This is a genomic window from Paraliobacillus sediminis, from assembly GCF_003426055.1.
Genome location: NZ_QJSI01000001.1, coordinates 473,843 through 486,946 on the forward strand (window position 1 = coordinate 473,843; position 13,104 = coordinate 486,946).

10 protein-coding genes are annotated in these 13,104 nt (G+C 35.7%); 8 read left to right on the forward strand and 2 right to left on the reverse strand.

Going from position 1 to position 13,104, the window contains the following annotated elements; all coding sequences use genetic code 11:
* Positions 1–97: 97 nt before the first annotated feature.
* Positions 98–1,720, reverse strand: coding sequence for an ABC-F family ATP-binding cassette domain-containing protein (locus D2K60_RS02085; RefSeq protein WP_117168332.1), 1,623 nt, complete (start codon positions 1,718–1,720; stop codon positions 98–100).
* 310 nt (positions 1,721–2,030) lie between these two features.
* Here D2K60_RS02085 and D2K60_RS02090 point away from each other — a divergent pair, with 310 nt between their 5' ends.
* The 3 genes from D2K60_RS02090 (at position 2,031) to D2K60_RS02100 (ending at position 5,451) form a co-directional block, all read left to right on the forward strand.
* Positions 2,031–3,326, forward strand: a complete 1,296-nt coding sequence (locus D2K60_RS02090) for a helix-turn-helix domain-containing protein (RefSeq protein WP_117168333.1) — start codon at positions 2,031–2,033, stop codon at positions 3,324–3,326.
* 154 nt (positions 3,327–3,480) lie between these two features.
* Positions 3,481–4,755, forward strand: a complete 1,275-nt coding sequence (locus D2K60_RS02095; protein ID WP_117168334.1) for an MFS transporter — start codon at positions 3,481–3,483, stop codon at positions 4,753–4,755.
* Between the two features lie 96 nt (positions 4,756–4,851).
* Positions 4,852–5,451 carry a nitroreductase family protein gene (locus D2K60_RS02100; RefSeq protein WP_117168335.1) on the forward strand — a complete coding sequence of 200 codons (600 nt, stop codon included), beginning with the start codon at positions 4,852–4,854 and terminating at the stop codon, positions 5,449–5,451.
* A gap of 148 nt (positions 5,452–5,599) precedes the next feature.
* Here D2K60_RS02100 and D2K60_RS02105 read toward each other — a convergent pair whose 3' ends face one another.
* Positions 5,600–6,397, reverse strand: coding sequence for a TIGR00266 family protein (locus D2K60_RS02105; protein ID WP_117168336.1), 798 nt, complete (start codon positions 6,395–6,397; stop codon positions 5,600–5,602).
* Between the two features lie 246 nt (positions 6,398–6,643).
* On the opposite strand from D2K60_RS02105, the gene D2K60_RS02110 reads away from it, so the two are divergent.
* The 5 genes from D2K60_RS02110 (at position 6,644) to D2K60_RS02130 (ending at position 13,103) form a co-directional block, all read left to right on the forward strand.
* Complete coding sequence (locus tag D2K60_RS02110) at positions 6,644–8,818, forward strand: DNA topoisomerase III (RefSeq protein ID WP_117168337.1); 2,175 nt, start codon at positions 6,644–6,646, stop codon at positions 8,816–8,818.
* Between the two features lie 203 nt (positions 8,819–9,021).
* The gene (nikA, locus tag D2K60_RS02115; RefSeq protein WP_420818807.1) at positions 9,022–10,524 is read left to right on the forward strand and encodes a nickel ABC transporter substrate-binding protein; all 1,503 of its coding nucleotides are present in this window, start codon (positions 9,022–9,024) and stop codon (positions 10,522–10,524) included.
* Positions 10,524–11,468: a nickel ABC transporter permease gene (gene nikB / locus D2K60_RS02120; RefSeq protein ID WP_117168339.1), complete on the forward strand. Its 945-nt coding sequence runs from the start codon at positions 10,524–10,526 to the stop codon at positions 11,466–11,468. The genes nikA and nikB overlap by 1 nt, the downstream gene beginning before the upstream one ends.
* On the forward strand, positions 11,468–12,310 hold the full coding sequence (nikC, locus tag D2K60_RS02125) for a nickel transporter permease (protein ID WP_117168340.1): 843 nt from the start codon (positions 11,468–11,470) through the stop codon (positions 12,308–12,310). Before nikB ends, nikC begins: the two co-directional genes overlap by 1 nt.
* Positions 12,311–12,314: 4 nt before the next feature.
* Positions 12,315–13,103: an ATP-binding cassette domain-containing protein gene (locus D2K60_RS02130; protein ID WP_117168341.1), complete on the forward strand. Its 789-nt coding sequence runs from the start codon at positions 12,315–12,317 to the stop codon at positions 13,101–13,103.
* Position 13,104 lies beyond the last annotated feature (1 nt).

Consider the following 13,104-nt stretch of genomic DNA (forward strand, 5'->3'; position numbering starts at 1 on the left):
TATGTGTAATAAATCACAATAGATATGCTCATAAATTCACAAAATGTTCACAAATAAAAAATCCCACTCTATTTAAAGTGGGATTTTAACCTTGTTATTATGCGTACATTTCACTAATTTGTTTTTGTAATTTCTTATCGACGACATACTCATCATAGCTCATTTCTTTATCAACAATACCAGTAGGTGTAATCTCAATTAGGCGATTTGCTATACTGTTAACAAACTGTTGGTCATGAGATGTAAATAATAACGAACCTTTAAATTTAATTAAGCCATTGTTTAAAGATGTAATGGACTCTAAATCTAAGTGGTTTGTTGGTTCATCTAAGATAAGCACATTAGCATGCGAAAGCATCATTTTAGATAACATACAACGTACTTTCTCTCCACCGGATAAAACATTCGCTCTTTTCAATGCTTCTTCTCCAGAGAATAACATACGACCAAGGAAACCACGTAGGAATGTTTCTGTTTGATCTTCTGGTGGCGCATATTGACGTAACCAGTCAACTAGTGGCATATCATTACCTTCAAAGAATTCACTATTATCTTTAGGGAAATAAGATTGGGAAGTTGTGACGCCCCAAGTATAAGTTCCTTCATCAGGCTCTACTTCTCCCATAATAATTTGGAAAAGTACGGTCTTAGCTAACTCATCTCTTCCAACAAATGCAACCTTATCATCACGATTTAATGCAAAACTAACATTATCTAGTACCTTTTTGCCGTCAATTGTTTTTGAGATGCCTTCTACACGTAGGAAATCATTCCCCATTTCGCGATCAGGTGTGAACATAACATAAGGATACTTTCTAGATGATGGTTTGATGTCTTCTAATGAAATATTTTCAAGCATTTTCTTACGAGAAGTTGCTTGTTTAGATTTAGAAGCATTTGCACTAAAACGCGCAACAAAGTTTTGCAATTCTTTGATTTTCTCTTCTTTTTTCTTATTGTTATCTTGTGACATTTGTAAAGCTAACTGGCTTGACTCATACCAAAAATCATAGTTACCGATATAAAGTTGAATTTTCCCGAAATCAACATCGGCAATATGTGTACATACTTTGTTTAAGAAGTGACGGTCATGGGAAACAACAATAACTGTGTTCTCAAAGTTGATCAAAAACTCTTCTAACCAATGAATTGCAGTAATATCCAAGTGGTTGGTAGGCTCATCTAATAACAAAATGTCAGGTGAACCGAATAGTGCTTGTGCTAACAACACTTTTACTTTGTCAGAACCACTTAGTTCTTCCATTTTCTTATCATGAAGTTTTTCACTAACGCCTAAACCTTTTAGTAAGACAGCGGCATCAGATTCTGCTTCCCAACCGTTTAATTCCGCGAATTCACCTTCTAATTCAGCAGCACGCATGCCATCTTCTTCAGTAAAGTCCGCTTTTGCATAAACAGCATCTTTCTCTTGCATTACTTCATATAAACGTGTGTGTCCCATGACAACTGTTTGCAAAACTTCTTGTTCCTCATAAGCGAAGTGATCCTGTTGCAATACAGCTAAACGTTCATCCTTACCAAGGGATACATGCCCACTTTGTGCTTCAACTTCACCAGAAAGAACTTTTAGAAAAGTTGACTTTCCAGCTCCATTCGCCCCAATTAACCCATAACAATTGCCAGGTGTGAACTTGATATTAACATCTTCAAATAACTTTTTATCTCCAAAACGTAAACTAACATTCGTGGCTTGTAACATATATTTATAATTCCTCCAGAAAAAACATAATCAAAGCTAAGCTTAAGCGATTTAAGCTTGTAAGTCAACTCCATAGCAATGAATGTGTGCCAATTGATGGTATAAATAAGATTTATTTGTAATGTTTCCCATTCCGGAGAAAGAATACAGCTTAATTATATTTCTTTGCATCGAGATGCTGAAGAGATTAGAATTGCAGATAGGAGAGAAATTTAGCTAAAATTGAAACGAAACTGCATTCCTATACGTTATAATAGTGAGACGTATCTAGAGATAGAATTATGGATAGTGTGATGGGGGATTTTGTATAATGGCAACGGGTATAGGGAAGAAAATTAAGTACTATCGAATAAAAGCAAAGATGACACAAGAGGAACTGGCTAATGGTATTGTTTCTGTCTCTTATTTATCTAAAATCGAACATAACACAGCAGCGCCGAATATTGAGGCTGTAAAGCTTATATGTGATAAATTACAGATTAAACCGGTAAGTACAGATGATGAGCAAATTCTAATTATATGTAAAAGATGGTTTACAGAATTATTGTACGAACGCCTTGCGACTGCACATGAAACGTTTCAGCAAATAACTGAAGAATTTGAAAAGGTAATTGATTCCGATTTGTATTGCTTAGTGGAATTACACACGTTACAGTTTTATCTTTTAACCAACCAAATTGAAAATGCAAAAATACAATATGAAAAATTAGAAAAATACGAGCACGTGCTTACTGATTTAGAATTATATTATTGGAATAAATTTTCTGGATGTTTCCACATAAATAATTCGGCTTATAGTTTAGGTTTAGAGCGATTCCAAAATGCTGAGAAATTGATTAAATCAGAAATACATAATTATCAACATGAATTACATGATTTGTATTATAGAATAGCAAAAGTAACAACCGATTTGTATTTCACTTATCATGCTATGACCTATGCCAATAAAGCTTTAGAATATTATCGGAATAATTATTTACTGAAAAATTGTGCTGCATGTCATATTTTAACTGGTATAGGTTATCAGCGAATGAGAGAGATAGAAAAATCAATGAAGAGTTTTCAATTGGCAATTACAATAGCTAATGAACAAGATGAACAGGGTTTACTAGCTGAATGTCAGCATTATTTAGGTGTGTTGTACAAGAGAAAACTACAGCCAACACAAGCGTTAAATTGTTTTAATCAAAGTTATCAGTTTGTGAAAAACACATTAAGTCAAGAAGAATTAGTGGCTACGATCAGTTTAATGAAAGAATATGTCGATCAAAATGATCTTGATCAGGCAATTATTTGGTATAAGAAAGCAGCTATTATCGCTAAAAAAATGAGACCAGACAAGTCTTTTTTAGTATATGAAATTAAAGTTTACAAGTATTTAATTTATGGTTTTACACCTTCATTTGAAACGTTAATGCAAAAAGAAGTATTACCCTTTTTGAAGGAGCGAGAGTTATATATAGAATACGGTTTATATCTCAAAAAAATGGGTGAATATTATTACAAAGAGCGTAAATATAAAATAGCTGCGGATTATTTTGAAGAAGCTTTTCAATCTGTGGATCAAATTAGAAGAAAAGATAGTAATTCTCTTTTACTAAAGTAAAAGAGAATTTTTTTGTTCTTTTATAAAACTGTAAACTCTTTCATTGTAAATAAAATAGTGATAAGATGTTTTTTGGATCTTATTTTCTCCTCGTTCCTTCTTTCAACTTTAAATCTCCTCATGAATTTCACCATAAAAATGGAGGATTAGCCAGATGACTTTTAAAAAAATAGGTAGTAATTTTTATTATGGCTGGATGATTGTTTTTATTGCAGGCCTAGGAATCTTTTTTTCTGGTCCAGGTCAGACATATTCTAATTCCGCTTTTATAGATCAATATATCAATGATTTTGGATGGAGCAGATCACAAGTATCGGGTGTGTATTCTGCTGCAACTTTGTGTGCGGGTTTAATTATGATGTTTGTCGGTCGATTTATTGATCGGTTTGGCCAACGTACCATGATGGTAACTGTTGGAACGCTTTTTGCGTTAGCATGCTTTTTTAATAGTATGGTTTCAAGTATTTGGATGCTTGCGATTGGTTTTTTTCTAATTCGTCTTCTAGGTCAAGGCAGCATGTCACTCATACCAAGTACGCTTGTTGCACAATGGTTCATTAAAAAGCGGGGCTTTGCTTTTAGTATCATGACACTTGGTAGCTTTATCAGTGCCGCCTTGTTTCCAATTATGAATACATGGTTAATACAAACGTGGGATTGGCAATTTGCATGGCGCTTTTGGGGTGTTGCACTTTTAGTTATTTTTCTACCATTCGCATTATTTGGTGTTCGTAATAAACCAGAGGATATGGGTTTAGTTCCGGATGGTAAGGTGGATGCTAAGAAAAAGAAATCTATTTTAGGTGCTGCAACTGCAGACCCTGCACAGGAAGACTGGACATTACGAGAAGCAACGAAAACGAAAACATTTTGGTTTTTGATTGCCTGTATTGGAATTCCTGCAATGGTTAATACAGGAATAACATTTCATATCTTTTCGATCTTTGATAGTCAGGCATTATCACTTGAAGTGGCCGCTACTGTTCTTAGTTTAATGGCTGTTGTAGGTATTCCAATGTCATTATTAGCTGGTTATTTGACTGATCGACTTCCGACTAATTATTTTCTGATAGCAATCTTCTTAATTGAAATTATTTTATTGCTATTGTTAATGGTCACTACAAATGTAATGATCGCAATCTTATTTGGGGCAATATGGGGTATTGCAAATGGTCTTGAGCGGATTAGTTTGAAAATTATTTGGCCTAATTATTTTGGGCGTAAATACATAGGAAGTATCAATGGTATAGGAACAACAATGATTGTATTGGGATCCGCTTTTGGTCCACTACCATTTGGCTACGGATTTGATTTATTTCAAAGTTACACACCAGTTCTATTAGTGACACTTCTATTTCCTGCTTTAGGTGTAGTTTTTGCATTTTTAGCAAAAAAACCATCTAAATCTGAATTGAAGGGTTCTTATTAATTTTCATCAAGATTTTGCGTCCACCTGTATTATTACTCTTTTTTTGTAAAGGATAAGATTGTAAAAATACAAACGTAAAATCTGGAGGGTTGTAAGATGTCAAAAGATTTTTATACAGCTATTAAAGACAGGCGCTCATTTTATCAAATAAGTAATGAAGCTGTCGTATCGGAAGAACGAATAGAAGAAGTGGTAAACTATGCTGTGAAATATTCCCCATACGCATTTAATTCACAAAGTGGCCGTGTTGTCGTTTTATTTGGTGACCAACATCATGCATTATGGGATATAACGAAAGAAACATTGCGTAAAATAGTGCCAGCCGATAATTTTTCTTCAACGGAGGAAAAAATCGCAAGCTTCGCAAGTGGTTATGGAACGGTTCTTTTCTTTGAAGATCAAAAAGTTGTGCAAGGTTTACAAAAAGACATGGAATTATATGCAGATAAATTTCCAGTTTGGTCTGACCAAGCATCTGGTATTTTGCAGTTTGTTGTGTGGACTTCATTAGAAATAGAGGGGCTAGGTGCATCACTACAGCATTATAACCCGCTAATTGATGATGAAGTAAAAATGAAATGGGACATTCCAACTAACTGGGAACTAAAAGCTCAAATGCCCTTTGGTAAACCAGCTGCTGATGCTGGCGAAAAGGATTTCCAACCTTTAGAAGAACGCGTTAAATTCTTTAAATAAGTAAAAAGAAGCGAAACTCTCTATAAAGAGAAGATTCGCTTCTTTTTTATTATTTCTGAGACTAAGTTAACCGACAATCTGTCGGAAGAGCGTATTAATTCGACGGAAGAGTGCGATAATTCGTCGGAACGCAACATCTAGCTAAAAATTATCTTCTGTCTCCACCAAAAATATCAAATAATCCACCGGCAATACTTCCTTCGCCTTTAGATCCTCCATTTTCAGGTGCCGCAGAGAAAACGCGACTTGCTAATCTGCTGAATGGTAGTGATTGTACCCAGATCGTACCTGGTCCACGTAAGGTTGCGAAGAAGAGTCCTTCTCCACCAAAGAGGGCTGTTTTAATCCCGCCAACAAACTCAATGTTATAATCAACATCACCAGTCATTGCTACAAGACAACCTGTATCTACGCGCAAAGTTTCTCCAACATTAAGCTCGCGTTTGTACATAGTTCCACCAGCATGAACAAACGCCATGCCATCACCTTCAAGTTTTTGCATAATAAAACCCTCGCCGCCAAAAAAGCCAGTACCAAGTTTGCGTTGGAACTCTATACCAACGGATACCCCTTTAGCTGCAGCTAAGAATGCGTCTTTTTGACAGATTAACTTGCCATTTATTTCACTTAAATCCATTGGGATAATCTTACCTGGATAAGGAGCGGCAAATGATACGCGTCTTTTTTCAGCGCCTCCATTGGTGAAAGTAGTCATAAACAAACTCTCTCCACTGATCACGCGTTTTCCAGCACCAAATAATTTGCCAACCAGCCCGCTAGGACCATCAGATGAACCATCACCAAAAATAGTCTCCATCTCGATTTTTTCTTCCATCATCATTAAACTTCCGGCTTCAGCAATTACCGTTTCATTTGGATCAAGTTCAACCTCCACAAATTGCATATCATCGCCATGGAGCTTGTAATCAATTTCATGGTTATTCATTTTTATCGTCCCCTTTCATATTTAAATTCATTGTACATTTGATTTAGTTAAAAAAGTAACTATATTTGAAAAATAATCCAAAAGTTCTATAAGGATTTTACTTTATGGAGATGCACGCATCTGTATATAACGGTCCTGTTTGCTAAACTTGAAATGGAGTGGTTTGAATTCAATTTAGTTAATACCTTTCTCGTCCACTGCTTGATATGATAAAGTATAAGTAGTAACTAGGAAGGATTGAAATAAATGAGTAAAACAGTTGTTTTAGCAGAAAAACCTTCAGTTGGACGCGACATTGCGCGTGTATTAAATTGTACCAAAAAAGCAAATGGATATTTTGAAGGTTCGAAATATATTGTAACTTGGGCTCTTGGTCATTTAGTAACTTTGGCAGACCCAGAAACATATGATGAGAAATTTAAAACGTGGAAGTTAGAAGATTTACCAATGCTTCCTGCTGATTTAAAGTTAGTGGTTATGAAGAAAACGGGAAAACAGTTTCAAACAGTGAAAGCACAAATGCAACGAAAAGATGTATCAGATATCGTTATTGCAACCGATGCAGGACGTGAAGGTGAGCTTGTTGCTGGTTGGATTTTAGAGAAAGCACGTATTAATAAACCAGTAAAACGTCTGTGGATTTCATCTGTAACAGATAAAGCTATTCGTGATGGTTTTACTAACTTGAAACCAGGGAAAAATTATCAGAATCTCTTTCAGTCGGCTGTTGCGCGTTCGGAAGCAGACTGGTATGTCGGTTTAAACGCAACCCGAGCTCTTACAACAAAATTTAATGCGCAATTATCAAGTGGACGTGTCCAAACGCCAACGCTTGCGATGATTGCTAAACGTGAAGAAGAAATTAAAAAGTTTCAACCCAAAGATTTCTATGGACTTGAGGCTAAAACGAAGCAAGGCTTAACATTAACATGGCGTAATGAAAAAAACGATACGCGCATTTTCGATAAAGAAAAGGCAGAAAAAATAGCGACAAACTTAAAAACTAAACAAGCAACAATTAGTGCAATAGATAAAAAAGAGAAAAAAAGCTTTGCGCCTCCTTTATATGATTTGGGTAGCTTACAACAGGAAGCCAATAAGGCATTTGGCTTTTCTGGTAAACAAACGTTATCGATCATGCAAAAACTCTATGAGCAGCACAAAGTATTGACATACCCACGAACTGATTCACGCTTTATATCAGCAGATATTGTACCTACTCTAAAAGATCGTGTTGATGCTTGTGGCGTAGACCAGTATGCGAAAGTAGGAGCAACTATTTTAAAACAGGGTATTAATGCTAATAAATCTTTTGTTGATGATAAAAAAGTTTCAGATCACCATGCAATTATACCTACTGAACAAGGCGTAATATTGTCGGATTTAGATGATAAAGAGCGAAAGATTTATGACCTTGTTGTGAAACGTTTTTTAGCTGTTTTATCAAAACCATACGTGTATGAACAGACAACAATCGAAGTAAAGTTTGGGGAAGAACGCTTTTCCGCTAAAGGAAAGAAAGTAAAAGATCATGGCTGGAAAGAAATTTATCAGAATCGTTTCCAGGATGACCGCGAAACAGCAGATGAACAAACACTACCTAATCTTACAAAAGGTGATGTTTTAGCTGATGTATCAGTGCGTGTCACGAATGGTAAAACACAACCCCCTGCACGTTTTACAGAAGGTACTCTGCTAGAAGCAATGGAGAATCCAGTTAAGTATATGGATCAAGAGAATAAACAATTGGTACAAACGATGCATCAAACGGGTGGACTCGGAACAGTAGCGACGCGTGCTGATATCATTGAAAAGCTTTTCCATACAAATTATATCGAGAGTAAGGGAAAATCTCTGTTCACAACGTCAAAAGGACGTCAATTACTTGAAATTGTACCATTAGATTTACAATCGCCAATCTTAACTGCCGAATGGGAGCAGAAGTTGACTAAGATTGCTAATGGAGATTTGAAAAAGGAAGCGTTTATTAAAGAAATGAAAACCTATGCGACAACAGTCGTACGGGAAATTAAAAATAGTAAAGAAAATTACAAACATGATAATATTACGGGAACTAAATGTCCGACTTGTGGCAAGCTAATGTTAGAGATAAATGGCAAGAATGGCAGAATGCTTGTCTGTCAGGATCGATCATGTGGTGAGAAAAAGAACATTGCCCGTAAAACAAATGCACGTTGTCCAAATTGCCATAAAAAATTGGAAATGCGTGGTGAAGGAGAAGGCCAAACCTTTACATGTAGCTGTGGTCATCGTGAAAAGCTAACGGCATTTCAAAAACGTAAAGAGCAAAACAACAAGAAAAAGGCTTCCAAACAAGATGTAAAAAAATATGTGAAACAAGAAAAAGAAGAATTTACAAACCCAGCGCTTGCAGAAGCGTTAGCAAAGTGGAAAAAATAATTTCTTGTGTCGATTTGAAAGAGTCAAGTAACACACTCCAATTTACGGAGTATTACTTGACTCTTTTTATTTTAAATATGAATTGACAACCTTTACCACTATAATATATAATCTAAATCGTAACCATTTCGATCGTAATGGTTACGATTTAATTAATGAGAGGGGAATTTATTTTGAATAAACATACATATGTTATTTACTTAATGTTACTATCACTAATTATTTTTTTGTCAGCATGCTCAGCTTCGTCTTCAGAGGAAACGGATGACGAAACAAAGGAAATTCACTTTTTATATAATTTCTCAACAAGTTCACTAGATCCACATGTTGATTCTAGTTATGTGCCGATACGAGCTGGTTTAACAGAGACCTTAATGCGCTTAGATGAAGAGGATTTGTCGGTAGAGCCTTGGTTGGCAGAGGATTGGAGTAGTGAAGATGGGCAAAATTGGACAATCGAGTTAAAAGAAAATATTACGTTTCATAATGGAAATGTTATGGATGCGGAGGCTGTGAAAGCTTCGTTAGAACGTATGTTGAAAGAAAGTGTTGCAATGCAAAATGCCTTACATATTCAATCGATAGAAGCGGATGGATTAAGTTTAAAAGTTAAAACGGATCAGCCATTTCCAGAATTTATATCGGAACTAGTAAATCCAAATACATCGATTATAGACGTAACGGAAACAGACTTTGTTACTAATCCTGTTGGAACTGGTCCATTTAAATTAACGTCATTTACACCAGGAAGTGGTTTGGAATTAGAGAGATTTGATGCATATTGGAACGGGCCATCGAATTTAGATAAAGTGAAATTCTCGTTTAATGAAGATGCCAATGCACGGTCGCTTGCTTTAGAAGCAGGTGAAGCTGATATTGTATTTCGTCCTGAGGTTGAAAGTATAGACTCTTTAGAAGAGCGTGACGGTATCACTGTAGAAGCAACTGACACATTTCGCGTACATCAAATGACGATGAATATGGAAAAGGAAAGTATACAAGATGTAAACGTAAGAAAAGCAGTAGATGCTTTAATTAATCGAGAAGAGATTGTCGATTCCATTTTACAAGGGTTTGGAAAAGTGGCAGAAGGACCTTTTCTTCCCTCACTCTCTTTTGCTCCTGAATACGAGGAAAGACTTACCGGTTCAGAAGTTGCTACAGATTACCTTGAAAAGGCTGGATATGTTTTAGAAGATGGTTTGATGCAAAAAGATGGAGAACAATTAAGTTTTACTTTATTAACGTATAGTGCACGTGCTGATCTACCGTTGATTGCACAAGTGTTTCAATCAGATGCAGGTCAAATTGGTATTGAGGTAGAGATACAACAGATTGATATTCCAGAAGAATATATGGCATCTAACCGTGATTGGGATTTAGCAACGTATAGTAATTTAACTGCACCACGAGGAGATGCTGGTTATTATTTGAATGCAACCTATCATCCAACTGGAGCACTAAACTTTAGTGGTACGGAAGAACCCGAGTTAACTGCTATTATAGATGAATTGAATCAAACTGTTGATGCGGATGCTAGAGCAGAATTAGCTGAACGTGCAGCGATGTATGTTGACGAAGAAATGATTAATTCCTTTATTTTACATCCAGCAACACTTGTTGCTTATGATGGAGATAAAGTAGAAAACTGGGTAACAACTAGAAGTGAATATTATATGATTACGAATAAATTGGATGTGAAGTAATGTTTCGAATTATAAGTAGACGATTAATAGAGGTTCTTATTTTTGTCCTTATTATTACCTTTATTAGTTTCCTATTTATTAGATTAGCACCAGGAGACCCAATATTGACAATATTAAATGCGGATGAGCTAGCCGTGACACAAGATCAAATAGAATTATTACGTGAGGAAATGGGTTTTAATGAACCGCTCATCATTCAATACGTAACATGGTTATGGAGATTCATTCAATTTGATCTAGGTGATTCTTTTGTTACTGGTCAACCTGTTATGGGTCTTATTCTTGGGGCAGTTCCTGCAACATTAGAATTAACGATAGGATCTACCATTGTTATGCTTTTGATAGCTGTTCCGTTAGGATCGCTAGCTGCTTTATATCGAAATAGTTGGATTGATCAGTTTAGCAGAGGCCTATCTGTAGTTGGGGCTGCAATGCCGAGTTTTTGGTTAGGGCTTCTCTTAATTGACCTATTAGCTGTTAAAATGGGTCTTTTTCCTACGATGGGACGTGATGGGTTTTTATCTTTGCTTCTACCATCATTAACTTTAGGAATTGCGATATCAAGTGTTTATGTACGTCTATTGCGCTCCAGTTTACTGGAGTCTTTAAACCAAGAGTTTATTAAATCTGCAAGAGCAAGAGGACTATCGTCATTTCGAATTTTCTTTTTTCATGCTTTTCGTTCCGCGCTACCTCCAGTAATAACTGTTTTTGGAGTAAGTATTGGTAGCTTAATAGGTGGAGTTGTCGTGATTGAAGTACTCTTTTCGTATCCTGGGATTGGTAAGTTAGTAGTTGATTCAATAAAACAACGTGATTATCCAATTATTCAAGGTTATATATTGATTATGGCGATCATTGTTTTCGTGGTTAATACGATAGTGGATTTATCGTATTATCTATTAAATCCCGAAGCTCGACTGCGAGAAAAGGAGACAAATTGATGGCACTTTTATCTAATAATAGCTTTGTAAAGAAAAAAAATAACTGGAAAATAATCTCTAGTATATTAATTGGTGTTAGTTTATTAGTATGTATCCTTTACACATTCTTATATCTGCAACATGATCCGAATCTTACCGATATGTCAAAGAGATTACTAGGCATGAGCTTTCAACATCCTTTAGGGACAGACCATTTAGGACGAGATGTGTTAACTAGAATCTTGCTTGGAAGTAAGTTAACAGTTGGCTACAGTGTTTTGGCACTTATTGTAGCAGTTATAATTGGTGTTCCATTTGGTGTCTTTGCTGGTTTTAAGGGAGGATTAATTGATCGTATTTTTATGCGTGTGGCGGATGGATTCCTAGCATTTCCTGACACTGTAGTTGCAATTGTTTTGAGTGGTTTACTTGGAGCCGGGATAGGCAACTTATTGTTTGCGATTATATTGGTTAAATGGGTTAATTATGCACGATTAGTTCGAAGTACGGTAATGACAGAACGTAAAAAAGAATATGTAGATATAGCTAGAATAAATGGACTGAAGCCGTGGAAAATAATGATTAAACATATTTTTCCACATGTAATTGGAAATGTTCTAGTACTTGCAAGCCTTGATTTAGGGAAAATAATATTGTTAATATCATCTTTATCCTACATAGGACTTGGTGCACAACCGCCATCACCAGAATGGGGAGCGATGTTAAATGACTCTAGACCATATTTTCAATCAAGACCTGTGTTAATGATTTACCCAGGACTTGCAATTGTTAGTATTGTTTTAGTATCAAATCTCTTTGGCGATTATTTAAGAGATCGTTTTGATGTGAAAAAGGAGGCTTAGTTCGATGTCTGTATTAGCTATTGAACAATTATCTGTTTATAAAAAGGATGAAACAATTATTAATAATATTTCCTTTGAAATTAAAAAAGGAGAGTGGTTTGCCCTTGTCGGACAGAGTGGAAGTGGGAAGAGTGTTACAGCTTCTGTGATTGGTCAACTAGCCGCAGCTAACTTCAAGATTACTGGAGAGATAATTTTTGAAAAGCAGGATATTTTGACAATGTCTAAAAAGGAAATGCAAAAGATTCGCGGACAAGAAATAGCTTACATCTTTCAAGACTATCATGGATCATTCACACCCTTTTTAACAATTGGAAAGCACTTTGAAGAATCGTTTAAAAGACATACGAACTTTTCAAAGAAGAAGAGAATAGATGAAACGATTAAAGCACTTCATTCTGTTGAACTAGATGAAGCGCTCTACGCGCGTTACCCTTTTCAACTTAGTGGGGGACAGTTACAACGGGTTTCGATTGCATTAGCTCTTCTTTTAAAACCTAAACTTCTAATTGCTGATGAAGCGACAACAGCATTGGATAGTGTTACATGCTATAAAATCTTAGGATTACTAACCAAATTACAAAAAGAAACGAACTGTACCATTTTATTTATAACGCACGATTGGCGTCACGTAAGAAATTATGCTGATCATATCGCTGTAATGAAAGACGGAGAAATCATTGAAATTGGTAAAAAACAAAAAATAATTTCTAATCCACAGCATAGTTATACAAGAAAACTAATCGTTGCGGCCCCTACGTTGAAAGATGATAGTTTTGAAGAGGTGAAGTAAG